Origin of the sequence: Bradyrhizobium algeriense (assembly GCF_036924595.1) — a bacterium.
Taxonomy (GTDB): Bacteria; Pseudomonadota; Alphaproteobacteria; order Rhizobiales; family Xanthobacteraceae; genus Bradyrhizobium; species Bradyrhizobium algeriense.
On the sequence record NZ_JAZHRV010000001.1, the window covers coordinates 6569375 to 6593155 of the forward strand.

At 63.8% G+C, this 23781-nt stretch carries 21 protein-coding genes and 1 pseudogene; 14 read left to right on the top strand and 8 right to left on the bottom strand.

Going from position 1 to position 23781, the window contains the following annotated elements:
- Window positions 1–151: 151 nt before the first annotated feature.
- Both polA and V1286_RS31675 read left to right on the top strand, forming a co-directional pair.
- Entirely contained in the window at window positions 152–3226 is a 3075-nt protein-coding gene (gene polA / locus V1286_RS31670) for a DNA polymerase I (RefSeq protein ID WP_334486458.1), read from the top strand.
- Window positions 3227–3326: 100 nt separating this feature from the next.
- Window positions 3327–3962, top strand: a complete 636-nt coding sequence (locus V1286_RS31675) for a LysE family translocator (protein WP_334486460.1) — start codon at window positions 3327–3329, stop codon at window positions 3960–3962.
- A 50-nt stretch (window positions 3963–4012) separates the two neighbouring features.
- On the opposite strand, the gene V1286_RS31680 is transcribed toward V1286_RS31675, so the two are convergent.
- On the bottom strand, window positions 4013–4639 hold the full coding sequence (locus tag V1286_RS31680) for a glutathione S-transferase family protein (RefSeq protein ID WP_334486463.1): 627 nt from the start codon (window positions 4637–4639) through the stop codon (window positions 4013–4015).
- A 214-nt stretch (window positions 4640–4853) separates the two neighbouring features.
- Here V1286_RS31680 and pyrE point away from each other — a divergent pair, with 214 nt between their 5' ends.
- Both pyrE and V1286_RS31690 read left to right on the top strand, forming a co-directional pair.
- Window positions 4854–5417 (top strand): orotate phosphoribosyltransferase, encoded by a 564-nt coding sequence (pyrE, locus tag V1286_RS31685; protein WP_214489055.1) that lies wholly within the window; start codon window positions 4854–4856, stop codon window positions 5415–5417.
- A 169-nt stretch (window positions 5418–5586) separates the two neighbouring features.
- Entirely contained in the window at window positions 5587–6396 is an 810-nt protein-coding gene (locus V1286_RS31690) for a DUF2865 domain-containing protein (protein ID WP_334486468.1), read from the top strand.
- A gap of 104 nt (window positions 6397–6500) precedes the next feature.
- Here the strand turns inward: V1286_RS31690 and V1286_RS31695 are convergent, their stop codons facing one another.
- Window positions 6501–6932, bottom strand: coding sequence for a hypothetical protein (locus tag V1286_RS31695; RefSeq protein ID WP_334486471.1), 432 nt, complete (start codon window positions 6930–6932; stop codon window positions 6501–6503).
- A gap of 169 nt (window positions 6933–7101) precedes the next feature.
- Here V1286_RS31695 and V1286_RS31700 point away from each other — a divergent pair, with 169 nt between their 5' ends.
- Complete coding sequence (locus tag V1286_RS31700) at window positions 7102–7332, top strand: hypothetical protein (protein WP_334486473.1); 231 nt, start codon at window positions 7102–7104, stop codon at window positions 7330–7332.
- Window positions 7333–7352: 20 nt separating this feature from the next.
- On the opposite strand, the gene V1286_RS31705 is transcribed toward V1286_RS31700, so the two are convergent.
- Window positions 7353–7583: a hypothetical protein gene (locus tag V1286_RS31705; protein WP_334486476.1), complete on the bottom strand. Its 231-nt coding sequence runs from the start codon at window positions 7581–7583 to the stop codon at window positions 7353–7355.
- Window positions 7584–7820: 237 nt separating this feature from the next.
- Here V1286_RS31705 and V1286_RS31710 point away from each other — a divergent pair, with 237 nt between their 5' ends.
- The 3 genes from V1286_RS31710 (at window position 7821) to rocF (ending at window position 12496) form a co-directional block, all read left to right on the top strand.
- The gene (locus V1286_RS31710; protein ID WP_417021294.1) at window positions 7821–10361 is read left to right on the top strand and encodes a glycogen/starch/alpha-glucan phosphorylase; all 2541 of its coding nucleotides are present in this window, start codon (window positions 7821–7823) and stop codon (window positions 10359–10361) included.
- Window positions 10362–10562: 201 nt separating this feature from the next.
- Window positions 10563–11381 carry an acyl-CoA thioesterase gene (locus V1286_RS31715; protein ID WP_334486481.1) on the top strand — a complete coding sequence of 273 codons (819 nt, stop codon included), beginning with the start codon at window positions 10563–10565 and terminating at the stop codon, window positions 11379–11381.
- A gap of 146 nt (window positions 11382–11527) precedes the next feature.
- Window positions 11528–12496, top strand: coding sequence for an arginase (rocF, locus tag V1286_RS31720; RefSeq protein WP_334486483.1), 969 nt, complete (start codon window positions 11528–11530; stop codon window positions 12494–12496).
- A 70-nt stretch (window positions 12497–12566) separates the two neighbouring features.
- Here the strand turns inward: rocF and V1286_RS31725 are convergent, their stop codons facing one another.
- Window positions 12567–14183 carry a phosphoenolpyruvate carboxykinase gene (locus V1286_RS31725; protein ID WP_334486486.1) on the bottom strand — a complete coding sequence of 539 codons (1617 nt, stop codon included), beginning with the start codon at window positions 14181–14183 and terminating at the stop codon, window positions 12567–12569.
- Window positions 14184–14576: 393 nt separating this feature from the next.
- On the opposite strand from V1286_RS31725, the pseudogene V1286_RS31730 reads away from it, so the two are divergent.
- Window positions 14577–15260: pseudogene (locus V1286_RS31730) on the top strand (CHAT domain-containing protein); the annotation flags it as partial.
- On the opposite strand, the gene V1286_RS31735 reads toward V1286_RS31730, so the two are convergent.
- Together V1286_RS31735 and V1286_RS31740 are read right to left on the bottom strand one after the other, a co-directional pair.
- Entirely contained in the window at window positions 15208–16107 is a 900-nt protein-coding gene (locus V1286_RS31735; protein WP_417021202.1) for a tetratricopeptide repeat protein, read from the bottom strand. The pseudogene V1286_RS31730 and the gene V1286_RS31735 sit on opposite strands and share 53 nt — an antisense overlap.
- Before the next feature lie 101 nt (window positions 16108–16208).
- Window positions 16209–16943, bottom strand: a complete 735-nt coding sequence (locus V1286_RS31740; RefSeq protein ID WP_108512339.1) for a HugZ family pyridoxamine 5'-phosphate oxidase — start codon at window positions 16941–16943, stop codon at window positions 16209–16211.
- A gap of 216 nt (window positions 16944–17159) precedes the next feature.
- Here V1286_RS31740 and V1286_RS31745 point away from each other — a divergent pair, with 216 nt between their 5' ends.
- The 5 genes from V1286_RS31745 to V1286_RS31765 all read left to right on the top strand — a co-directional run bounded on the left by V1286_RS31745 (window position 17160) and on the right by V1286_RS31765 (window position 21149).
- Window positions 17160–17861 (top strand): response regulator transcription factor, encoded by a 702-nt coding sequence (locus tag V1286_RS31745; protein WP_027541437.1) that lies wholly within the window; start codon window positions 17160–17162, stop codon window positions 17859–17861.
- A 92-nt stretch (window positions 17862–17953) separates the two neighbouring features.
- Window positions 17954–19771, top strand: a complete 1818-nt coding sequence (locus V1286_RS31750; protein ID WP_334486490.1) for a sensor histidine kinase — start codon at window positions 17954–17956, stop codon at window positions 19769–19771.
- On the top strand, window positions 19768–20292 hold the full coding sequence (locus tag V1286_RS31755) for an HPr kinase/phosphorylase (RefSeq protein WP_334486493.1): 525 nt from the start codon (window positions 19768–19770) through the stop codon (window positions 20290–20292). The genes V1286_RS31750 and V1286_RS31755 overlap by 4 nt, the downstream gene beginning before the upstream one ends.
- Window positions 20293–20424: 132 nt before the next feature.
- Window positions 20425–20826: a PTS sugar transporter subunit IIA gene (locus tag V1286_RS31760; RefSeq protein WP_024339151.1), complete on the top strand. Its 402-nt coding sequence runs from the start codon at window positions 20425–20427 to the stop codon at window positions 20824–20826.
- On the top strand, window positions 20823–21149 hold the full coding sequence (locus V1286_RS31765; protein ID WP_108512340.1) for an HPr family phosphocarrier protein: 327 nt from the start codon (window positions 20823–20825) through the stop codon (window positions 21147–21149). The genes V1286_RS31760 and V1286_RS31765 overlap by 4 nt, the downstream gene beginning before the upstream one ends.
- Before the next feature lie 175 nt (window positions 21150–21324).
- Here the strand turns inward: V1286_RS31765 and V1286_RS31770 are convergent, their stop codons facing one another.
- The gene (locus tag V1286_RS31770; RefSeq protein ID WP_334486499.1) at window positions 21325–22122 is read right to left on the bottom strand and encodes an SDR family NAD(P)-dependent oxidoreductase; all 798 of its coding nucleotides are present in this window, start codon (window positions 22120–22122) and stop codon (window positions 21325–21327) included.
- 34 nt (window positions 22123–22156) lie between these two features.
- A complete protein-coding gene (locus tag V1286_RS31775) occupies window positions 22157–23755 on the bottom strand; it encodes a glycosyltransferase family 39 protein (protein WP_334486502.1) in 1599 nt (532 codons plus the stop codon).
- Between the last annotated feature and the right edge of the window lie 26 nt (window positions 23756–23781).

A 23781-nucleotide genomic window follows, 5' to 3' on the forward strand; every position in this document is an offset into this window, starting at 1 on the left:
CTCCCTCAGTTGAACACGGCCGCCTCGGCGTACTGGATCACCCGCTTTCGGGGGTGATGACGGGTGTGTGCGGGTGACGACGGGTGTGTATTGGGCTCAAAATCCACCTCCCAAGGCTGTCAATCCGCGCAAAAATCCCTAAATTTCGGCCATGCCGAAATCAGCCCCCAAAGCCGCCGCGAAACCCGCTCCCGCCGCCAAAACCCCTGCCAAGGCGCCCGCCAAACAGCCTGGCAAGGGCGACCATGTCTTTCTGGTCGACGGTTCCGGCTACATTTTCCGCGCCTATCACGCGCTGCCGCCCCTAAACCGCAGATCCGACGGGCTGCAGGTCAATGCCGTGCTCGGCTTCTGCAACATGCTGTGGAAGCTGCTCCGCGAAATGCCGGAGGATAACCGGCCGACGCATCTGGCGGTCGTGTTCGACAAATCCGAGATCACGTTTCGCAACAAGCTCTATCCCGATTACAAGGCGCACCGGACAGCGGCGCCGGATGACCTGATCCCGCAATTTGCGCTGATCCGCGAGGCGGTGCGCGCGTTCGACCTGCCCTGTCTGGAACAGGTCGGCTTCGAGGCCGACGATCTGATCGCGACCTACGTCCGCATCGCCTGCGAGCGCGGGGCTTCCGCCACAATCGTGTCCTCGGACAAGGACCTGATGCAGCTCGTGACCGATTGCGTCACCATGTACGACACCATGAAGGATCGCCGGATCGGCATTCCCGAAGTGATCGAGAAATTCGGCGTGCCGCCGGAGAAGGTGGTCGAGGTGCAGGCACTGGCCGGCGATTCCACCGACAACGTGCCCGGCGTGCCCGGCATCGGCGTCAAGACCGCGGCGCAATTGATCATCGAGTTTGGCGATCTGGAACAACTGCTGTTCCGCGCCGGCGAGATCAAGCAGCCGAAGCGGCGCGAGGCGCTGATCGAGAACGCCGAGAAGGCGCGGATTTCGCGGCAGCTGGTGCTGCTCGACGACAAGGTCGATCTCGAAGTGCCGCTCGACGACCTCGCCGTGCACGAGCCGGATGCTCGCAAGCTGATCGCCTTCCTCAAGGCGATGGAGTTCTCCACCCTCACCCGCCGCGTCGCCGAATATTCGCAGATCGACCCGGCCGACGTGGAGGCCGATGCGGGTAACAAGAGCGGCGCGAGCGTTTTCGCAGTGCCGCCATCAGGCAAGAAGCCGGAGGGCTATTCCGAGGGAGCGACGCTGTTCGATGCTCCCGGCTCCTCTCCCGCTGCGCCCTCGGGCAAGGGAGGGACCGCGCCGGACAAGGGCGCTGACAAACAGGATAAGGCCGCGAGCCTTAAGGGAGCGCCGATCTCACTCGCCGCGGCCCGCGCCGAAGCCGCGCGCAAACTGCCGGTCGACCGCAGCAAGTATCAGACCATCCGCAACCTGGATGAACTCAAAGCGTGGATCGCGCGCGCCTACGATACGGGCACTTTCGCGATCAACGCCAAGGCGAGCTCCGACAATCCAATGCAGGCCGACATCTGTGGTATCGCGCTGGCGCTGGCGCCGAACGACGCCTGCTATGTGCCCCTCACCCACAAGCAGTCGGGCGGCGGCGCGGGCTTGTTCGACGCTGGCCTCGCGCCCGACCAGATCAAGGCCAGTGAGGCGCTGGCGGCGCTGAAGCCGCTGCTGGAATCGGCAGGCATTCTCAAGATCGGCTTCGACATCAAGTTCAACGCCGTGATGCTGGCTCAGCATGGCGTCACGTTACGTAATATCGACGACGCGCAATTGATGTCGTATGCGCTCGATGCCGGGCGCAATTCGCATGCGCTGGAGTCGTTGGCCGAACGCTGGTTCGGACACGCTGTGGTCAACTATGGCGAGCTCACCGGCAGCGGCAAGAACAAGCTCACCTTCGATCAGGTTCCAATCGACAAGGCAGCCTCCTATTCGGCCGAAAGCGCCGACGTGATCCTGCGGCTGCATCGCGTGCTGAAGCCGCGGCTCGCCGCCGAACACATGACGACGGTCTACGAGACGCTCGAACGGCCGCTGGTCAGCGTGCTGGCGCGAATGGAACGGCGCGGCATCTCGATCGACCGCCAGGTGCTGTCGCGGCTGTCGGGCGAGTTCGCCCAGACCGCGGCCCGCGTCGAGGCCGAGCTGCAGGAAATCGCCGGCGAGCCGATCAATGTCGGCAGCCCCAAACAGATCGGCGACATCATCTTCGGCAAGATGGGAATAACCGGCGGCACCAAGACCAAGACCGGCGCATGGTCGACCTCGGCGCAGATCCTCGACGAACTCGCCGAACAGGGTCATGAGTTTCCGAGGAAGATTTTGGAATGGCGGCAGGTGTCGAAGCTGAAATCGACCTACACCGACGCGCTGCCGGAATATGTGCATCCACAGACCCATCGCGTGCACACGACGTATGCGCTGGCAGCGACCACCACGGGGCGGCTGTCGTCGAACGAGCCGAACCTGCAGAACATTCCTGTTCGCACCGAGGACGGCCGCAAGATCCGCCGCGCCTTTATCGCGACGCCCGGCCACAAGCTGGTGTCGGCGGACTATTCGCAGATCGAATTGCGGCTATTGGCCGAGATCGCCGACATCCCCGTGCTGAAGCAGGCGTTCCGCGACGGGCTCGACATTCACGCCATGACGGCGTCCGAAATGTTCGGCGTGCCGATCAAGGACATGCCGGGCGAGGTGCGCCGCCGGGCGAAGGCAATCAATTTCGGCATCATCTACGGCATCTCGGCATTTGGTCTGGCGAACCAGCTCGGCATCGCCCGCGAGGAAGCCTCCGCCTACATCAAGAAGTATTTCGAGCGCTTTCCGGGCATCCGCGCCTATATGGATGAGACCAAGGAATCATGCCGCACGAACGGTTATGTCACCACGCTGTTCGGCCGCAAGATGTACTACCCCGACATCAAGGCCTCCAACGCGTCGGTTCGCGCTTTCAACGAACGCGCGTCGATCAATGCGCGACTGCAAGGCACCGCCGCCGACATCATCCGCCGCGCCATGATCCGGATGGAAGACGCGCTGGCGGCGAAGAAACTTTCCGCGCAGATGCTCTTGCAGGTGCATGACGAACTGATCTTCGAGGTGCCCGACAACGAGGTCGCGGCGACGCTTCCGGTCGTGCAGCACGTCATGCAGGACGCGCCTTTCCCCGCGGTGCTGCTCTCGCTGCCGCTGCAGGTCGACGCGCGCGCCGCGAATAATTGGGAAGAGGCGCATTAGCCACGCTGTCATCGACAGAAATGTCCTCGGAGCAATATACGAAATGACATCGCGGTCCGACGCGCGCTAGAAACTTGCGCATTCCGCCCGCGAGTCCCCCATGCCTCACATTGCAACGCTGCTCGGTTTCGCGCTGGTCTCGCTCGGCATGGTGCTGACGCCGGGGCCGAACATGATCTACCTGATCTCGCGCTCGATCACGCAAGGGCCGGCAGCGGGGATTGTGTCGCTCGGCGGCGTAGCCCTCGGCTTCGTGTTCTACATGCTGTGCGCGGCGTTCGGCATTACCGCGTTGTTGTTTGCGGTGCCTTACGCCTATGACGCGCTCCGCTTCGCCGGCGCCGCCTATCTGCTGTGGCTGGCGTGGCAGGCGCTGAAACCCAACGGGCGTTCGCCGTTTCAGGTGAAGAAGCTCGCGGTCGACGGCCCGCACAAATTGTTCGCGATGGGGTTCGTCACCAATCTGCTCAATCCGAAAATCGCGATGCTGTATCTGGCGCTGTTGCCGCAGTTCATCGATCCCGCCGTCGGCAGCGTGCTGACGCAGTCGCTGGCGCTGGGCGCGATCCAGATCGTCATCAGCGTCAGTGTTAACGCCATGATCGCACTCGCAGCGGGATCGATCGCGCGCTTTCTCGGCACGCGGCCGAGCTGGCTTCTGGTGCAGCGCTGGCTGATGGGCACCGTGCTGGCGGGGCTTGCCGTGAAGATGGCGTTTGAAGCGAGGCGGGCGTGATCTTCCTTCCTTCTCCCACAAGGGGAGAAGGGAAAAGCAAAGCGCGTCCGCTAATCCAGCTTGGCTTCCATGCCGCGCTTGGTCGCCGGGCGGGCCATCAGGGCGTTGTACCAGCGCTCGACGTTCGGAAAATCCTTCAGCTCGACCTTGTGGCGCGGGTGGCGCCAGGCCCAGCCGAGGATGGCAAAGTCCGCAACCGATAAGGCGTCGGCGACGAATTCGCGCCCCTCCAGCCGGCGGTCCAGCACGCCGTAGAGACGACGGGTCTCGGCCATGTAGCGCTTGAGGCCGTAGGCGCGGTCGGTTTCGTTCTCCAGCGCGATGAAATGATGCACCTGACCCGGCATCGGGCCGAAGCCGCCCATCTGCCACATCAGCCATTCATAGACAGGGATACGCTCGGCAAGCGGCTTGGGCAGGAACTTGCCGGTCTTCTCGCCGAGATAGAGCAGGATCGCGCCGGATTCGAAGATGCTGACCGGCTCGCCGCCGGGGCCGTCGGGATCGACGATCGCGGGGATCTTGTTGTTCGGGCTGAGCTTGAGAAAGGCGGGTGCATTCTGCTCGCCCTTGGTGATGTTCACCGGGATCACCTTGTAGGGCAGCCCCATTTCCTCCAGCGCTACCGAGATCTTGCGGCCGTTCGGCGTGTTCCAGGTGTGCAGTTCGATCGTCATTTACGGTTTCCCCCAAGAGAAGCTTTGGTAGAAGCTTTGGCCCTCCCGTAGCGCGGAACCAAAGGGCCTTACAACGGTCCTTTCCGAATGCCGTCCCTGCGTTCATCGGGCCGCCGCGGGACACCGTGCCCTGTTGACGGCACGAGATCAGCGCTGGAATGTGCCTGGCAGCGCCGATAGATTGCGCCCGGCCTGAAACCCCGGGGAAACCGCCTTGTCCAAATCCGCCTCCCGCGCCCGCCTCGCCGAGATCATCCGCAAGCGTTCGTTCGGGCGCGGCGAGATCACGCTGGCCTCGGGCCGCAAGAGCGACTTCTACTTCAACCTCAAGCCGACCATGCTCGACCCCGAAGGCGCGGCGCTGCTGGCGGAGCTGACCTATGAGGCGCTGAAGGACGACAACCTCGATTTCGTCGGCGGGCTGGAGATGGGCGCAGTCCCACTGGCGGGCGCGATCGCGCAGCTGTCCTGGCTCAAGGGTCACCCGATCGCCGCCTTCTTCGTGCGCAAGAAGCCGAAGGAACATGGCGCCCGCCTCGCGGTGGAGGGGCTTGCCAAGGGCGAGACCTTGCAGGGCAAGCGCATCGTCATCGTCGAGGACGTCACCACGACCGGCGGCTCGGCGCTGAAGGCGGTGGAAGCCGTGCGCGACGCCGGCGGCGAGATCGTGCTGGTGTTGACCATGGTCGACCGCGAGGAAGGCGCGACCGAAACGTTCGCGGAAGCCGGCTTGGAGTTTCGTTCACTCTACAAGGCCGGTGAATTTTTGAAGGGGTGATTGCGACTTCTACTCCCTCGCCCGCTCTTTTGCGGGGCGAGACAAGAAGAAGCCCGCATTTCTTTTCCGCCTTCCCGCCCCCGGTAAAAGCTCGTTTACCATCCCCCGTTAAGGTTACCCCGAACTGAAGTCTATGGCGCTTCAGCGCGTTGGTGGGGTGGAGTTGGCGTTGCGTACAGAGTTGGCTTTTTCGCGCGTGCGGCGCCGCGCGACATTTGCGACCGCCGCCACCCTTGCGGGCTCGCTTGCGCTGGCACCCGGCAGCGTCTCCGCCGAAGGTCTGTTCGATTTCCTGTTCGGCGGCGCCCAAAAGCCGCAGGCGCGGCAAGCCCCCGCGCAGGCGAACTTCTTCGCCGATCCGTTCGGCACCAATCAACCGGCCCATTCCGCGCCGGCGCCGCGCGTTGCGGGGTCTGGGCCTGCCTTCTGTGTGCGAAGCTGCGACGGCAAATATTTTCCGCTGACCATGCGCGGCAACGCCACACCGGTTCAGACCTGCCAGGCCTTCTGCCCGGCGAGCGTCACCAAGGTCTTTTACGGCAGCCATATCGACAGCGCGACCGCAGGCAATGGCGAGCGCTATGCCGACAGCGAAAACGCCTTCGCCTATCGCAAGGCGCTGCGCGCCGATTGCACCTGCAACGGCCGAAGCCCGTCCGGGCTGGCGCCGGTCGATCTCACGCTCGATACCTCGCTGCGCTCCGGCGATGTCGTTGCCACCACCGACGGCCTGGTGGCCTATACCGGCGTCCGCCTGGGGGCCGACCAGACGGCGGAGTTCACCCCCGTCGCCTCCTATCCCGGCCTCACGGCAGATGTCCGCGCCCGGCTCGGCGAAATGAAGGTCGCGCCTGTCAGCGCCGAGATGGTCGCCGGCAACGCGCCGCTGCCCGAAGCACGACGCGACGACGACCTGCCGACCGCCTCGATTCCGAAGCCGGCTGTACCGAAAGCGGCGAAGCGAGCGGAAGTGCGATAAGGCCGCCCGCAGTCACCGCGGAGCCCAAACACAAAATTGCGAAAACAACCCCATGCAAAGTAGCATGGGCCCCGCTCGCAGCATTCACGTAGCTGACGCCAGCATTACCGCCCGACGATGACCCCGATCACGTTCGGCGCGGACAGATATTTTTCCTCGATCGCCGCACGCGCCGCGGCGCGGTTTTCCGGCGTCAGCAGGCCGCGCTTCTCGGCCAGGATCATCCAGCAATAGCCCCACCAGTCCGTCAGCATGCCCTGATCGTCGACGAGGTCGTAGCCTTGTTCGGCGGCAAAGATTCGTGCCTGCGTTTCATCCAGCGCGTCGAGAAAGGCGTGGTCCTCGACCGAAAACAGCTCGTCGCTGAAATCGTCCGTGGTATAGCCCCACACCGACATGCAGACCGCGTTGAACTCGCGGTCGATCGCGTCGTCGTCGACGAGCCGGCGGCGTGAGGCCTGATGCAGGCGCGACAGCGAGCGCGCGAAATCGGCGATACGGGTGAGAGCGAACTGATCGTAGGCGATGGTGGACATGTAGTCCTCACAAACTCGGATAGACCATAGATGTTGTGCCGGCGGTGCGCCGAATCACAATGATATATCAAACACTTGCTAAAGTGTTCTTAATTTGTTCTGGTAGAGCAGCAAAATATCCCCTATCAGAGATTGTCTTTCGGTGAGTTGCCGCAAAGAACCGAGGACGATGGACGCGACGCAGGCTACCGAGATCCGGACCTTGTTACTGGAAGCGGCCGACGCGATCGACCGCACGAATGCGATCGTGTCCGCCCTCGACAGCGACGATCGGGCCCTGCTTGCCAAGCCTCTCGACGAGATATCGTCCGCCTTGCATTTCGAGCTGCTGCAAAAGCTCTATCTCCGCTACCCCGGACTTGCCGAGGAAGGCGAAGGCTGGCACGGCGCCACGGCATGAACCGTCCGGGGCTCAATCCTTCACATCGCCGAGAGCAGCTTGTCGCCGCAGTAATTGGCGTAGAATTTTCCGCCACACTGCCGCTTGATCGCCGCGCAGCGCGCCGCTGGCGAAGCGCCTTGCGCGACGCTGAAGGAACAGCTCAGGCCGTCGGCGCTCTTGCCGGCCTTGCCGGCGGCAAAGGCGGCGCTGGTCGCACTGATGCAGACGACCAACAACGCAGCGGCGACGATCTCGATCGTCAATCTCATGGCAAGCCTCCCGTTCTGGCGGCACGCGTTTCCATCGCGCACTGGCACCCGGTTATCCCAGCGATCCCTCGGCTTCCGCACTCGATTATATCACCAAAGGCAGCCGCCGGTGCCGCGAAATCGGCCCGGTCCTTGCATAAAATCATACCAGCGCAGTGCACAACGCACTCCGGCATACTCCGGCGTTTCGATTGCCGGGCAAGGCGCGTATCTTCGTTCTGAGTCTCAATCGCAGGAATCGACGTATTGCAGGAACAAATCCCAGGAAACCATCCGACCAGTTATCCGGCGCTGGATCAGCCGATCGACGAGCTGTCGCTGGCCGAAATCAAGGGCGCAATCCTCGCCAAGCTCCGGCTTGCGATCGGCAAGGACGCCGGCATGGCGACACGGCGCGACTGGTACAAGGCCGCGGCGCTGGCGCTGCGCGACCGCATCGTGCACCGCTGGCTGACGGCCGAGAAGGAGAGCTACGACGCCGGCAGCAAGCGGGTCTATTACCTCTCGCTCGAATTCCTGATCGGGCGGCTGTTCACCGACGCGCTGAACAATATGGGCCTGCTGCCGGTGTTCGAGGCGGCGCTCGGCGATCTCGGCGTCGGGCTTGACGACCTGCGCAAATGCGAGCCGGACGCGGCGCTCGGCAATGGCGGCCTCGGGCGGCTCGCGGCGTGCTTCATGGAGAGCATGGCGACGCTGGCGATTCCCGCCATCGGCTACGGCATCCGCTACGATTTCGGCCTGTTCCGCCAGATCATCGCGCAGGGCTGGCAGCACGAATACCCGGACGAATGGCTGAGTTTTGGCAACCCCTGGGAATTCCAGCGGGCCGAGGTGGTCTACCACATCCACTTCGGCGGCTTTGTCGACCACGTCGACGACCGCGGCCGCGACCGCGCCACCTGGCGTCCGGCGGAAACCGTGCAGGCTGTCGCCTACGACACTCCGATCGTCGGCTGGCGCGGCCAGCACGTCAATGCGCTGCGGCTGTGGTCGGCGCGCGCGCCCGACCCGCTGCGGCTCGATGTCTTCAACACCGGCGATTATCTCGGCGCCGTCGCCGAGGAAGCGCGCGCGGAATCGATCTGCAAATTCCTCTATCCGAATGACGAGAGCTCTGCGGGGCGCGAACTGCGGCTGCGGCAGGAATATTTCTTCGTCTCGGCCTCGCTGCAGGACCTGATCAAGCGGCACCTTGCGTCCGACGGGCAGTTGCGCAACCTCCCCTCCAAGGTCGCGGTGCAGCTCAACGACACCCATCCCAGCCTCGCCGTCACCGAGCTGATGCGGATCCTGGTGGACCTGCACAATTTCCGCTGGGACGAAGCGTGGAAGCTCACGGTGGCGACGCTGTCCTACACTAACCACACGCTGCTGCCGGAAGCGCTGGAGACCTGGCCGGTCGAACTGTTCGAGCGGCTGCTGCCGCGGCATCTCGAAATCATCTACCGCATCAATGTCGCGCATCTGGCGATGGCCGAACAGCGTTGCCCCGGCGACATCGATTTCCGCGCCTCGGTGTCGCTGATCGACGAGAAGTCCGGACGGCGGGTGCGGATGGGGCAACTCGCTTTCGTCGGCTCGCACCGCATCAATGGCGTCTCGGCGATGCATTCCGACCTGATGAAGGAGACCGTGTTCCACGATCTCAACCATCTCTATCCCGGCCGCATCACCAACAAGACCAACGGCATCACCTTCCGCCGCTGGCTGATGCTCGCCAACCCGAAGCTGACCGGCCTGATGCGCGAGGTCTGCGGCGAGGCAGTGCTCGACGACTTCTCCCTGTTCGAGCGCCTCGAGGCTCGCGCCAGCGACAACGCGTTCCAGCAGCGGTTTCGCGACGTCAAGCACCAGAACAAGCTGGCGCTGGCGCGGCTGATCAACGAGCGGCTCCGCATCAAGATCGATCCGTCGGCGCTGTTCGATATCCAGATCAAGCGCATCCACGAATACAAGCGGCAATTGCTTAACGTCGTCGAGACCGTCGCACTGTATCAGGCGATCAAGGACGAGCCGCAGCGCGACTGGGTGCCGCGGGTCAAGATCTTCGCCGGCAAGGCGGCGGCGAGCTATCGCTATGCCAAGCTGATCATCAAGCTGATCAACGATGTTGCCGAAGTCGTCAACAACGACCCCGTCATCGCAGGAAGGCTCAAGGTCGTCTTCCTCGCCGACTACAATGTCAGCCTTGCAGAGGTGATCATTCCGGCCGCCGATCTCTCCGAGCAGATCTCGACCGCCGGCATGGAAGCCTCCGGCACCGGCAACATGAAGCTGGCGCTCAACGGCGCGCTCACCATCGGCACGCTTGACGGCGCCAATATCGAAATCCGCGACCATGTCGGCGCGGAGAACATCGCGATCTTCGGCATGGAGGCCGGCGACGTCATGGTCCGGCGCAAGCAGGGCCTGGATGCGACCGACGTGATCAGCCGCTCGCCGCGGCTGGCGCGGGCCATCACCGCCATCGAGGGCGGCGCGTGCTCGCCCGACGATCCCGCCCGCTTTGCCTCCATGGGTCACGCGCTGCGTTATCTCGACCACTACATGGTCTCGGCCGATTTCGATTCCTACTACGCGGCGCAGCGCGGCATCGACGCCCGCTGGCAGGTGGTGCCGGCCTGGACCCGCGCCTCGATCCTCAACGTCGCGCGGATGCCGTGGTTCTCCTCCGACCGCACCATCCGGGAGTATGCCGAAGATATCTGGCACGTGCCGGTGCGCGCGGCCGCGCCGGTGCCGGAGCCAAGCGCCCAGCGCGGGGCGACGCGGTAAATCCCGGCGGGCGGAAATCCATTACCTCGGGCGTCATTGAATTCGGCAAAAGAGTCGCGATACTCCATCCGCCGTCATTGCGAGGAGCGTAGCGACGAAGCAATCCATTCCTCCGCTTGCGGCGCGATGGATTGCTTCGCTCCGCTCGCAATGACGGCACTTGCGGCGACCCGCCGCGCCTCTCAAGATCGAAGAGTATCAATGCTGACAAAAGCCCCGCATCTTTTCGACGACGCCACACGCGTCACCGCCGGCGATAGCTGCTGGCAGGGCAGGACCAGCCCGGACTACTGGGCCTTTGTCGGGCCGTTCGGCGGCTGCACGGCCGCCACCATCCTGCGCGCGCTGATCGACCATCCGCAGCGGGCGGGCGATCCGCTGTCGCTGACCGTGAATTTCTGCGCGCCGGTGGCCGAAGGCGGCTTCGATCTCGACGTTCGCCTGGTCAAGGCCAACCGTTCGAGCCAGCACTGGTGCGTGGAGATGACGCAGGGCGGCGGCGATGTCGCGACGCTGGCAACCGCCGTATTCGCCGAGCGCCGTCCGTCCTGGTCGCACCAGCAGGCAAAATTTCCCGGCGCTACGCCGTTCGAGCAGGCGCGCGCGTTCCCGAACACGCCGATGACGTGGACGCACCAGTATGATTTCCGCTTCGTCGAGGGCGAACCGAGTTTCTACGGCTCGCCGGCGTCACCACCGGTCGATGCGTACTCGAAGCAGTGGATCGGCGATCACGTGCCGCGAAAGATCGACATGCTGTCGCTGATGTCGATGTCGGACGCGTTCTTCGGCCGGGTATTTCTGGCGCGCCGGGAATTGATGCCGTTCGGCACGGTATCGATCACGACGTATTTCCATACGGCGTCGGAAGACCTCGCGGCCGAGGATATCACGCGGGTGCTGGCTGTGGCGGATGCCAAGATCTTCCACAGGAGCTATGGCGACCAGAACGGCGAATTGTGGTCGCCGTCGGGGCGGTTGCTCGCGACGACGACGCAGATCGCCTATTTCAAGGCGTAGCGGAACATTAAAGTGCCGGCTCTCTTGTAGGGTGGGCAAAGGCGCCCTTGCGCCGTGCCCACCATGTATCCGATCATTACCTCGAAATGGTGGGCACGCTTCGCTTTGCCCACCCTACCTTTTCTGCGATTCATCAAAGGCGCTCCATGTCCGACGGCAACGTTGCCCGCATCGCCCTGCTCGGCGTCCCCATCGAGATCGGGGCTTCGCAACTCGGAACCTTGATGGGACCGGACGCGCTGCGCACCGCGGGCATTGGCCGCATCCTCAATCAGCTCGGCTTTGCCGTCGAGGATCACGGCAACATGGCCAAACCCGGCGTTGCTCCCGACGAGGGCCCGCCGCCGGCGAATGCCAAATATTACGACACCATCAAAGGCTGGATCCGCGAGCTCAGCGAGCGTTCCTATTCGCTGGCGAGTTCCGGCGCCGTTCCGATCTTCATGGGCGGCGATCACTCGTTGTCGATGGGATCGGTGAACGGCGTTGCGCGCTACTGGCACGAGCAGGGCCGGCCGCTGTTCGTGCTGTGGCTCGATGCGCATGCCGACTACAACACGCCGCAGACGACGGAGACCGGCAACATGCACGGCATGTCGGCGGCCTTTCTGTGCGGCGAGGGCGGCCTCGACGGGCTGCTCGGCAACCATCCGCGCGCATCGATCGGCCCCGACCAGCTCGACCTGTTCGGCATCCGCTCGATCGATCCGCTCGAGAAGCAACTGGTGTTCGAGCGCCGCATCGCGATCGCCGACATGCGCGCGATCGACGAATTCGGCGTCGGCGTGCTGATCCGCAAAGTCATCGATCGCGTGCGCGCCAAAAATGGCGTGCTGCATCTAAGCTTCGATGTCGACTTTCTCGATCCCGCGGTCGCGCCCGGCGTCGGCACCACGGTGCCGGGCGGCGCGACCTATCGCGAGGCGCATCTGATCATGGAGCTGCTGCACGATTCGGATCTGGTGCGCTCGGTCGATATCGTCGAGCTCAACCCGTTCCTCGACGAACGCGGCCGTACGGCGCGTGTCGCCGTCGAACTGATCGGCAGCCTGTTCGGACTGCAGATCACCGACCGGCGGACGCCGAGCAATGCGGTGCTTCCGGGTAACGGCTGACTGCGTATCCACAACAAAAGGGCGGCTCATGGAGCCGCACTTTTCAAATGTGTTCGTTATCGTTTGCCGGTTACTCCGCCGCGAGCTTGAGGTCCGGTGCAGCGGCGCGGACTTCGGCGTCGACCTGGGCTTCGAACTTGGCAAAGTTCTTCTGGAACATGCCGACCAGGCTACGGGCGGTCTTGTCGAACTCAGCCTTGTCCTTCCAGGTGTTGACGGGGTTGAGGATCTCGCTCGGAACGCCCGGCAGCGCCGTCGGCACCGCGAAGCCGAAATACTTGTCGGTACGGAATTCGACGTTGCGCAGGCTGCCGTCGAGCGCCGCGGTGAGCAGTGCGCGCGTGACCTTGATCGGCATCCGGCTGCCGGTGCCGTATTTGCCGCCGGTCCAGCCGGTGTTGACCAGCCAGCAATCGACATTGTGCTTGGCGATCAGCTCGCGAAGCATGTTGCCATAGACGGAAGGATCGAGCGGCAGGAACGGCGAACCGAAGCAGGTGGAGAATTCCGGCTGCGGCTCGTTGCCGAGACCGCGCTCGGTGCCAGCGACCTTGGCGGTGTAGCCGGACAGGAAGTGATACATCGCCTGCGCCGGCGAGAGTTTTGCGATCGGCGGCAGTACGCCGAAGGCGTCGGCGGCCAGCATCACGACGTTCTTCGGCTGGCCGGCGCGGCCGGTGCGCGAAGCGTTCGGGATGAAGTCGAGCGGATAGGCCGAGCGGGTGTTTTCGGTCTTCGAACCGTCGTCGAAGTCAGGCACGCGGGTATCTTCGCCGAGCACCACGTTTTCCAGCACGGCGCCGAAGCGGCTGCTGGCGGCGAAGATCTGCGGCTCGGCTTCCTTCGACAGCTTGATGCACTTGGCGTAGCAGCCGCCCTCGAAATTGAAGACACCGTCATTGCCCCAACCGTGCTCGTCGTCGCCGATCAGCGTGCGGTTCGGATCGGCCGACAGCGTGGTCTTGCCGGTGCCGGAAAGGCCAAAGAAGATCGCGGTGTCGCCCTTGGGCCCGACATTGGCCGAGCAATGCATCGGCAGCACGCCCTTGGCGGGCAGATAATAGTTCAGCGTGGTGAAGACCGACTTCTTCATCTCGCCGGCATAATAAGACCCGCCGATCAGGACGATCTTGCGGGCGAAATCGATCGCGACGACGTTCTCCGAGCGCACGCCGTGACGTTTCGGATCGGCGCGGAAGCTCGGCAGGTCGATGATGGTGAGCTCGGGCACGAAATCCTTGAGCACCGAAGCCTCGGGACGGATCAGCAGCGTGCGGATGAACAGCGAGTGCCAGGCAAGTTCGGTGAAAACGCGCGTCTTGATCTGGAAGCTCGGATCGGCGCCGCCATAGAGATCCTGCGCGAACAGCGTCATGCCTTCGGCATGCTTGAGGAAGTCGGCATAGAGCGCGGAGAACTGGTCCGCTGATATCGACTGGTTGCCGGCCCACCACATGTTCTTGTCGGTGGTCGCATCGCGAACCGTGAACTTGTCCTTCGGGCTGCGGCCGGTGAACTCACCGGTGTCCGCACACAAAGCGCCATCCGCCGACAGTACGGCTTCACCCGCGGAGAGCGAATATTGATAGAGCTGCGGCGCACCGAGATTCCAGTGCACCGTCTTGAGATTTTTTAAGCCGAATTTGTCGGCGCCGAAGGCACCGTTGCGTAGACCCGTCTCTTGCACGAAGAAATCCCTCCTCGAACCCGCGTTACTCGAATCGCGCGCCTGTCGCTTGACGCGCTCTGTCGCGGTGACCCCTGAATATAGCCTTCCGGCCTCGGTCCGGCGACCTAATACTGATGAACGCTGTGCTTGCCAAGCCGATCCACGCGATTTGGTTTATTCAGGCGCGAGTGGTTGATCTGCATCAATCGTTTGCTGCAGCGCTTTTAGCGGGTTTGCCGTCGTGGTTGCGCGACCATCCGTGGCTGCCTCGCCTGACCGAAAATTGCTGCGTCGCACAATTAGAAAATTTCAACGCGCGGCCCCTTCTCCGATCAGCGCAAATGGCCCCCAGAACGCCGGATAGGCGTTGCGGGGCGAGGACGCATCGTTTACGGCCGATGCGGCGGATGAGTTACCGAGAAGGAAAGCTATGTTTTCGCGATGACGCGCGAGCGTGTCGAGTGGCGTTCGATCCCGCTCGGCGCGGATGCCTTGTCGCAGAAGATTGCCGCGTTCCGCCGCGGGCTGGACATCGGCAAGGCGAGCGATGCATCCGGCAAGTCCGGGCTGTTCGACCTCGCACTCGCCCATGAACTGTATGGAACGCTGCTTGCGCCGGTCGATGCGCTGATCAAGGAAAAGCCCTCGCTTCTGGTCGTGGCGTCGGGCGCACTGACGGCGCTGCCGTTCCATCTGCTGGTGACCGAAAAGCCGGCGGCCGCGATTCCGGATAAATTCGACGGCTATCGCGATGCGGCCTGGCTGCTGAAGCGCCAGGCGGTATCGGTGTTGCCGTCGGCCGCGAGCCTGAAAGCGCTGCGGGTGTTTGCAGCGCGAAGTGAGCAAAGCACCAAGCCGATGACGGGCTTTGGCGATCCGATTTTCAATCCCGCTGTGAAGCCTGGCGACGGCAACCGTCCCACCAGGGCCGCCGCGCGCAGCCTTGCGACCGGCGCCTACACGGATTTCTGGCAGGGTGCCGGCGTCGATCGCGCGCGGCTTTCGGACGCGCTCGCGCAATTGCCCGACACCGCCGACGAACTCAACGCGATAGCCAAAAACCTTGGCGTCGCGGCCGCTGATATTCACCTCGGCGATTGTTCAGCGAGATCGCGCTGTCCGGATGGTTCGCACCGAGCGCCTGTTCGCGGATCGCCGCCGCCCGCTGGTAGCGACCCTGCCGTTCATAGAGGTCCGCCAGATTGTTCAGCGAGCGCGCCACATCGGGATGCTCGCGGCCCAGCACCTTTTCGCGGATCACCAGCGACCGCCTGATCAGCGGCTCGGCCTCGGCATAGCGACCCTGAACCTTCCCGACCTGGCCGAGATTATTCAAGAGCGTCGCCACCGCGGGATGCTCCGGGCCGGCGGCCTTTTCGTAGATCGCGAGCGCGCGTTTGAACAACGGCTCGGAATCGCCGTGGCGGCCGAGCTTCTCGTAATGCGTCGCCAGATTGTTCAGGGATTGCCCGAGGTCCGGATGACCGCGCCCGAGCGATTTTTCACGGACCGCCAGCGCGCGTTTGAACAGCGGCTCGGCGTCGGCAAAGCGTTGCTGCCGCTGGTACAGCGCGGCCAGATTGTTCAGCGCAGCGGCGATCTCGGGTGAGTCGGGCCCCACTGTCTTCTCCAGAATCGCGATGGATCGCTTGAACAGCGGCTCCGCTTCGCTATCTCTGCCCTGATTGCCGTAGGCCTGCGCCAGATTGTTCAGCGCAGCGCCGACGTCGCGGTGCGCGGGACCGAATCTTTTTTCGAGGCTTTCCACCTGTGCCTGCGCCAGCGCGACGGCTTCGGCATATTTGCCGGCGCGGCCGAGCTCGTTGATTTTGGCACTGAGCGCGGCGACATCGCCTTTTTGCGCCAAAGACGGCGCGGAGAGGCAGGTGCCCGACAACAGCGCGAGACACACTGAAAATATCATTCGATTGCGGGATTTCATGCGGGCTTTCGCTGGTCACCTTTGCGCGGGCTTGCCTTAGGTCGCGCAAAGGTCTGCGCCCGTTCAAATCCGCGATCGATGACGGCAAGCGTTAACCCTTGTTAGTCCTTGCCCCGCGCCTCGCCCGCCAGCCGCACCAGCATCTTGCGCAACGCCATGGCGCCGGTGACCCGTTCCGGAAAATCCAGCCGCAGCGTCGCGCTGCCGGCCTGCATGTCCATGCCGTCGGGGTCGCAACCGGTGCAGCGCCAATCGGCGGATTCGGCCCCCAGCAGCCTGGTCGCATAGAGGTTCATCGCCTCGCGGTGATCCTCGTTCATATGCTCCACCGCGCCCTGCTCGGCTTCCAGCAGTTCTTCGGCATCGCCGATCCCGGTCAGAAACTGTTCTGGCTTGAGGTCGATGATGCGGCCAAAACCGGCGACCAGATGCAGGCCCGACGGGGCGATCCGAAAGAACGAGAAATCCTTGAAATCCACAAAGGCTTCCGCGGATGGATGGGCGTTGAGGTAGCGCCGGCGCAGAATTTTCGCAGCCTCGCCACTGGCCTCCTCGGCCCGGCCCGCCAGCATGATCCGCGCGCCCTCCAGGGGATCGCCGGCGGCGCGCTCGTCCAGCATCAGCGAGACCCTTCCGTCGCCGAGGATGTTCTTCGTATGCAGCGCCAGCCGCGAAATCAGCAGGATCGGCGAGGCATCGGCATGGCTGGCAACGTTAACCAACGAGCAGTAGGGATCGCCGCTTTCAGGCATAAGGGTGGCGAGCGCGCCCTGCCGGCTGCGCCGCAGCAGCGAACGGGCGAGTTTAGAAGCATCAAAATCTGCGGTGGGCTGCATGGTTCCTTTCCGGCCATCTTATTGCAAAAAGGGGGTTTTCTCCACCAGACAGGGTGCTATATGGGGGACAGCGCATCTCCGCGGGAACGTTTTGCGGAACTCGGTCACACTTCAGCCCAGCTTGCATTGCTCGTTGACCGTGTACAAAGCCCATTTATGCGGCGTCTGGCTGGATTGCCCGCCGTTTAAGCCACTCTCTTATTCGAAAGCAGGCTCATGCCCACAATCGCCCTGGTCGATGATGACCGCAACATTCTCACTTCCGTGTCGATCGCACTCGAAGCCGAAGGCTATCGCATCATGACCTACACGGATGGGGCTTCGGCGCTCGACGGCTTCCGCACTTCGCCGCCGGACCTCGCGATCCTCGACATCAAGATGCCGCGCATGGACGGCATGGAAACGCTACGCCGGCTGCGGCAGAAGTCCGATCTGCCGGTGATCTTCCTGACCTCCAAGGATGAAGAGATCGACGAATTGTTCGGCCTCAAGATGGGCGCCGACGATTTCATCCGCAAGCCGTTCTCGCAGCGCCTGCTGGTCGAGCGCGTCAAGGCCGTGCTCCGCCGCGGCCAGCCCAAGGATCCGACCGCCGTGCCGAAGGAGCCGGATGCGCGCGCGCTGGACCGCGGCCTGCTGCGGATGGATCCGGAGCGTCACACCTGCACCTGGAAAAACGAGCCGGTGACGCTGACGGTGACCGAATTCCTGATCCTGCAGGCGCTGGCGACCCGGCCGGGCGTGGTGAAAAGCCGCAACGCGCTGATGGACGCGGCCTATGACGATCAAGTCTATGTCGACGACCGCACCATCGACAGCCACATCAAGCGGCTGCGCAAGAAGTTCAAGGTTGTCGACGACGATTTCGAGATGATCGAGACGCTGTACGGCGTCGGCTATCGCTTCAAGGAAGCCTGATCTGCGTTTTCCGGGCGGAAGTGCCGACTGACACATCCGCCCGTTCGGCGTAGAATTACAAAAGCGGCGCATCACAACCGGCAGCTCGACCATTGCTAGATCGAACGCAGCCCGATTCCAGCCTGAACCACGAGGATGCTTCCGAGCTCCTCGAGCAGCGTAGCGTTGCCGACGATAGCCCGGGCGAAAAGGGCTGGCGGCGGCCGCTCGGCTGGTTGCGCCGGGCCGGGCAATTCTTCTTCGCGCTGTCCTTCTCCAGCCTCACGCGCCGGATCGTTTCGCTCAATCTGGCCGGCCTCGTCGCCCTGGTGGCGAGCATTCTCTATCTCTCGCAGTTCCGCGCCGGCCTGATCGACGCGCGGGCGCAGAGCCTGCTGGTGCAGGCCGAAATCATCGCCGGCGCGATTGCCGCCTCCGCGACCGTCGAAACCAACACCATCACTATCGATCCGGACCGCCTGCTCGACCTCAAGCCCGGCGAAAGCTACGGCGCGCCAGACGAATCTTCGGGGCTCGATTTTCCGATCAATCCGGAGCGCGTCGCGCCGGTGCTGCGGCGGCTGATCTCGCCGACCAAGACCCGCGCGCGCATCTATGGCGGCGACGGCGGCATGATCCTCGACAGCCGCAGCCTCTATGGCAAGGGGGACGTGCTGCGCTTCGAACTGCCGCCGCCTTCGACGGAGAAGCCGGGCTTTGTCGAGCGCGCCACGATCTCGATCCGCACCTGGCTCAATCGCGGCGACCTGCCGCTGTATCGCGAGCTGGGTCCGGAAAACGGCAAGGGTTACCAGGAAATCGTGCAGGCGCTCGACGGCGTCAAGAGCAGCATGGTGCGGGTCAACGACCGCGGCGAGGTGATCGTCTCGGTCGCGGTCCCGGTGCAGCGTTTCCGCGCCGTGCATGGCGCCTTGATGCTCTCGACGCAGGGCGACGACATCGACCAGATGGTGACCGCCGAGCGGCTGGCGATCCTCAAGGTCGGCGGCGTCGCCTCCGCCGTCATGATCGTGCTGTCGCTCTTGCTGGCGAGCACGATTGCGGGTCCGGTGCGGCGGCTGGCCGACGGCGCCGAGCGCGTCCGCCGGCGCATCCAGACCCGCGTCGAGATTCCCGATTTCACCCGCCGCCGCGACGAGATCGGCCATCTCTCGGGCGCGCTGCGCGACATGACGAATGCGCTGTATAGCCGCATCGAGGCGATCGAGATGTTCGCCGCCGACGTCGCCCATGAATTGAAGAACCCGCTGACCTCGCTGCGATCGGCGGTGGAAACGCTGCCGCTGGCGCGCAACGACACCAGCCGCGCGCGCCTGCTCGAGGTGATCGAGCACGACGTCAAGCGGCTCGACCGGCTGATCTCGGATATTTCCGACGCCAGCCGCCTCGATGCGGAATTGCAGCGCCAAGACATGGCGCCGGTCAATGTGCGGCGGCTGCTGACGACGCTGGCCTCGGTCGCCAACGAAACCCGGCTTGGTCATGACGTCGCAGTCGAGGCGCGCTTCGAAGGCCGCGGCGCAACCGACGCGTTCTCGGTGCCGGGCCACGATTCGCGGCTTGGGCAGGTGATCTCCAACCTGCTGTCCAACGCGCAATCCTTCTCCAACCCCGGAGGCAAGGTGCGCGTCACCTGCCGCCGCGTGCGCTCGGAAATCGAAATCGTCGTCGATGACGACGGGCCGGGCATCGGCGAGGATGCGCTGGAGCGCATCTTCGAGCGTTTCTACACCGACCGGCCGCATCAGGGCTTTGGCCAGAACTCGGGCCTGGGCCTGTCGATCTCCAAGCAGATCATCGAAGCGCATAACGGGCGGGTCTGGGCGGAAAATCGCCACGGCCCGGCTGATGCCGACGGCAGGCCGACGGTGGTCGGCGCGCGCTTCGTGGTTCGGCTGCCAGCGCCATGATGACGCAGGGCGCGAGCGTGCACGCCTCCGCCGTGCTGGTGGGCGATCGCGCCGTGCTGATCCGGGGCCCGTCAGGCGCCGGCAAGTCCCGGCTGGCCTTCGATCTGATTCTCGCCGGACGCGCCGGGCAGCTTCCGCCGGCCGTTTTGGTCGGCGATGACCGTGTCCATCTCGACACAGTGGACGGACAATTGTGGGTCCGGCCAGCGCGGGAACTGGCCGGCCTGATCGAGATTCGGGGCCTCGGAATCCGCCGCTGCGACGTCGTCATTGAGGCCATCGTTGGGCTTGTGGTCGATCTGGCGGCCGGCGATGCGGCGCGGCTGCCGCCGCCAGAAGCGCTCTCCACTCGCTTAAACGGTGTTTTGTTACCGCGAATCCCCGTTGGAAGCGGCTATGACCCCCTCCCGATGATTGCAGCAGCCCTGACCACAACCGCAAGTTCAGGTTCCGTCCAACCTTTGGATGATTGTTCGAAGGGGATTGGTAACCATATAAGCCCCAATATCGCCACCGATTAAACCGGCACAGGCCTCACTGTTTACCGCCAAGTACTGGAACAATAGCCAAGATGCCCTCTTGCGCGGGGCCTCTGGATGGTCAAAGTGGCGCGTTCGTGCGGTGCACCAAAAAGCACCCGCGAGGAGTTTCCGATGATTGGTCTAGTGCTTGTGACCCATGGGCGCCTTGCCGACGAGTTCAAGGCGGCGCTCGAACATGTCATGGGTCCGCAAAAACAAATTGAAGCCATCACGATTGGAGCCGAGGACGACTCCGATCTGTGTCGAAGCGATATCATCGAAGCGGTGAATCGCGTCGACAGTGGCGATGGTGTCGCTATCCTCACCGACATGTTCGGCGGCACACCTTCCAACCTCGCAATATCCTGCATGAGCCGTCCCAAGGTGGAGGTGCTCGCAGGCATCAATCTTCCCATGCTGGTCAAGCTTGCCAAGGTGCGCGAAGAGCGCTCGCTTCCCGATGCCATCGCCATGGCCCAGGAAGCCGGCCGCAAATACGTCACCATCGCCAGCCGCGTACTCGCCGGCAAATGAGCGACGAGGCCGCGCCCGAAAAGGAACTCGGGCCGACCGTGCCTGCGGGCGCCATTTCGCGGGAACTTCAAATCATCAACAAGCGGGGCCTGCACGCGCGGGCCTCGGCCAAGTTCGTGCAGATGGTCGAAAAGTTCAACGCCGAGGTCTGGGTGACGCGCGGCAGCGAGACCGTCGGCGGCACCTCGATCATGGGTCTGATGATGCTGGCGGCAGGACCGGGAACCTCCGTGACGGTCTCCGCGATCGGCCCCGAAGCCCAGGCCGCGGTCGATGCGATCGCCGCGCTGGTCGCCGACAAGTTCAACGAAGAAGGTGTGTGAGGCCGAGAGCGTGACGGCTCTTCTTACCTCGCCCGGCTTGCGGGGAGAGGTCGGATCGCTCTTGCGATCCGGGTGAGGGGGTACAGGTCTATCAACTCGCACGGCGCTCGTGGTGAGAGCCCCTCACCCCGACCCTCTCCCCGCAAGAGCGGGGCGAGGGAGCAGAACCTGCATCTCAAAACGGATTCGTGACAATCCCGCCGTCGACGCGGAGCGCGGCGCCGTTGGTGGCGCTGGAGGCTTTCGAGCAGACGTAGCAGATCAGGTTGGCGACCTCTTCCGGCTTGGCGTAGCGCTGCAGCAGCGACGCCGGGCGGCGTTCGGTGAAGGTGCGCGCGACGAGATCCTCCACCGTCGTTCCCATCGTCTTTGCGCGCGCGGCGAGACGGACCGGCGCCATCTCGACCCAGGTCGGGCCCGGCATCACCGAGTTGACTGTTACGTTGGTGCCCTTGGTCGTCTCCGCCGCGCCGCGCGCGATGACGAGCTGCGCCGATTTGGAGAAGCCGTAATGCACCATCTCCTTCGGTATGTAGACGCCTGACTCGCTGGAGACGAACACGACGCGGCCCCAGTCCTTGTCCTCAAGCATCCGCTTCAAATAATGCCGCGTCAGCCGGACCCCGCTCATGACGTTGACTTCGAACATCTTTGACCAGTCCGAATCCTCTATCTCGAAGAATCCCTTTGGATCGTAGATGCCGAGATTGTTGACGAGGATATCGACGTCAGGGAATTGCTTCACCAGCGCGGCACAGCCGGCCGCATTGCCGAGATCGAACACCGCGGCATGCACCTTGGCTAACGGCGCGGCCCCCTGGACTTTCGCCACGGCCTCGCCGACCGCCGCCTTGTCGCGCCCGTTGACGATCACTTCCGCACCCATTTGCGCAAGCCCGCTGGCGGTCGCGAGCCCGATGCCGCGCGTCGAACCGGTGACGAGCGCCGTCTTGTCCGTCAGGTCGAGATCCATGCGTTACCCTCTTTCGATTTTCTTATGGCCGCTGCTATTTGGCCGGCGGCACGATGAAGATGTTCCAGGCCGTCGCGGGGCCGGGCATCCCCAGAAAGTACCGCCGCGTGGTCATCACCATGCGCTCGGCATTGGCGGCATGGGCTTTCATCCACGCCTCGCATTTTTCCAGCTTCCAGTCGCCGACCTCGCAGATGCCGATGAAGCCCGATCGCTTCGCTTCGTCGAGCGAGGTCAGGCCCGACGACCACGGCTCGTCCGGTGTCAGTGGCGCCGGATGATCGGGGCTGTAGAAGGTAACGGGCTGGCCGGTATCGGTATAGGCCGCGACCACCGGCCAGCGCGAATAAAACCGCGTGTGCCAGGCTTCCGTCAGTTCGTGGGCGAGTTCGGAACGCGCCCGGTAGGTCGCGCCTGCGGTGCGCTTTTCATTCATTTCATAGGCTACGATCCTTGGCGAGACCACCAGCACGACGAGCGAAATCACCAGCCAGGTCGCCGTCAGGTTCAACAGCGCGATTTTCCGGACCCGCACTGCTGATATCGCGATCAACGCGAGCGGCATCAGGAAGAACAGCGAGATGCCCCAATCGGTTTTGATGTAGATGTGGAACAGCACGGCGCCGAGCGGCGGCCCGATCGCCACCACCGCCTGGACGATCCAGACATTGAACGCCTGCGACGTGTTCACGCCGGAGTTGGCGCCGCGCGCCAGGGCTGGAAACGGCGTCAAACGCAGCGGCCGCCAGCCAAGCGCGATCGCGCCGAGCACCACCGGCAAGGCCAGCAGCGCCAGATTATGCAAGACATAGCCGAGCGCGAGATCGTCGATCATCGCGCGGTCGGTGAGCGAATACGTATTGCCGGCATAGGTGAGCGGGACGAAATTCACCTGCTTCAGCCACATCAAGTGCGGCAGCATCACCACCACGAGCGTGGCAATCGCGACCCACGGCGCCGGCGAGCGCAGGAATTGCAGACGGTCGGGATGGATCAGCGCGGCAAGGCCGACGGCGCCGATCATGGTCAGCACCCAATATTTGGTCATCAGCGCCAGCGCACCGGCGAGCCCGAGCCACACGCCGGATTTGATGGTGCGCTTCTCGAACGCGTCGAGATAGGCCAGCACCACGAGCGGCAGCGTGACGAGCTGCAGCAGGTCCGGATTGTACTTGAAACCCTTGAAGTTGAAGATCGGATAGAGCGCCAGCATCACCACGACGAAGAACGCGCGGCGGCGATCGACCACGCGCAGCGCCAACAGCCAGCAGATCACGAGGCCACAGCCGAGCGTCGCCATCGCCAGCGCATAGGTCGCCCAGTCGGTGACCGGAAACAGCATGAACCAGAGGCCGGCGACCCATCCCGACAGCGGCGGGTGCTTGCCGTAGCCAAGCAGGAACTTCTGCCCCCAGGCGTAGGCTTCCGCGACGTCCATATGAACGTCCTGCCCGGCCTTCAGATTGACCAGAATCAGCGTCCACAGGACGGCGTGAACCGCCGCAAAGCCGGTGACCAGCCACAGGCCGGTTTTGGGATCGCTGGCGAGCGAGGCCAGCCACGCCGCCAGCCGCCGGAGGGAGGGAATGCGTTTTGGGCGCGCAGCTGCTGACGAAACAGAGGTACTCGACATGGCCCCGTGCGTAGCGCGTTTTGGGC

Excerpts from the sequence above, each read along its gene's own strand:
- V1286_RS31775 (WP_334486502.1), bottom strand. The coding sequence starts at position 23,755 with ATGTCGAGTACCTCTGTTTCGTCAGCAGCTGCGCGCCCAAAACGCATT.
- V1286_RS31715 (WP_334486481.1), top strand. The coding sequence starts at position 10,563 with ATGCTGACAAAAGCCCCGCATCTTTTCGACGACGCCACACGCGTCACC.
- V1286_RS31705 (WP_334486476.1), bottom strand. The coding sequence starts at position 7,583 with ATGAGATTGACGATCGAGATCGTCGCCGCTGCGTTGTTGGTCGTCTGC.
- V1286_RS31765 (WP_108512340.1), top strand. The coding sequence starts at position 20,823 with ATGAGCGACGAGGCCGCGCCCGAAAAGGAACTCGGGCCGACCGTGCCT.
- V1286_RS31735 (WP_417021202.1), bottom strand. The coding sequence starts at position 16,107 with ATGAAATCCCGCAATCGAATGATATTTTCAGTGTGTCTCGCGCTGTTG.
- V1286_RS31675 (WP_334486460.1), top strand. The coding sequence starts at position 3,327 with ATGCCTCACATTGCAACGCTGCTCGGTTTCGCGCTGGTCTCGCTCGGC.
- polA (WP_334486458.1), top strand. The coding sequence starts at position 152 with ATGCCGAAATCAGCCCCCAAAGCCGCCGCGAAACCCGCTCCCGCCGCC.
- V1286_RS31745 (WP_027541437.1), top strand. The coding sequence starts at position 17,160 with ATGCCCACAATCGCCCTGGTCGATGATGACCGCAACATTCTCACTTCC.
- V1286_RS31760 (WP_024339151.1), top strand. The coding sequence starts at position 20,425 with ATGATTGGTCTAGTGCTTGTGACCCATGGGCGCCTTGCCGACGAGTTC.
- V1286_RS31755 (WP_334486493.1), top strand. The coding sequence starts at position 19,768 with ATGATGACGCAGGGCGCGAGCGTGCACGCCTCCGCCGTGCTGGTGGGC.
- V1286_RS31700 (WP_334486473.1), top strand. The coding sequence starts at position 7,102 with ATGGACGCGACGCAGGCTACCGAGATCCGGACCTTGTTACTGGAAGCG.
- V1286_RS31770 (WP_334486499.1), bottom strand. The coding sequence starts at position 22,122 with ATGGATCTCGACCTGACGGACAAGACGGCGCTCGTCACCGGTTCGACG.
- V1286_RS31695 (WP_334486471.1), bottom strand. The coding sequence starts at position 6,932 with ATGTCCACCATCGCCTACGATCAGTTCGCTCTCACCCGTATCGCCGAT.
- V1286_RS31680 (WP_334486463.1), bottom strand. The coding sequence starts at position 4,639 with ATGACGATCGAACTGCACACCTGGAACACGCCGAACGGCCGCAAGATC.
- V1286_RS31740 (WP_108512339.1), bottom strand. The coding sequence starts at position 16,943 with ATGCAGCCCACCGCAGATTTTGATGCTTCTAAACTCGCCCGTTCGCTG.
- rocF (WP_334486483.1), top strand. The coding sequence starts at position 11,528 with ATGTCCGACGGCAACGTTGCCCGCATCGCCCTGCTCGGCGTCCCCATC.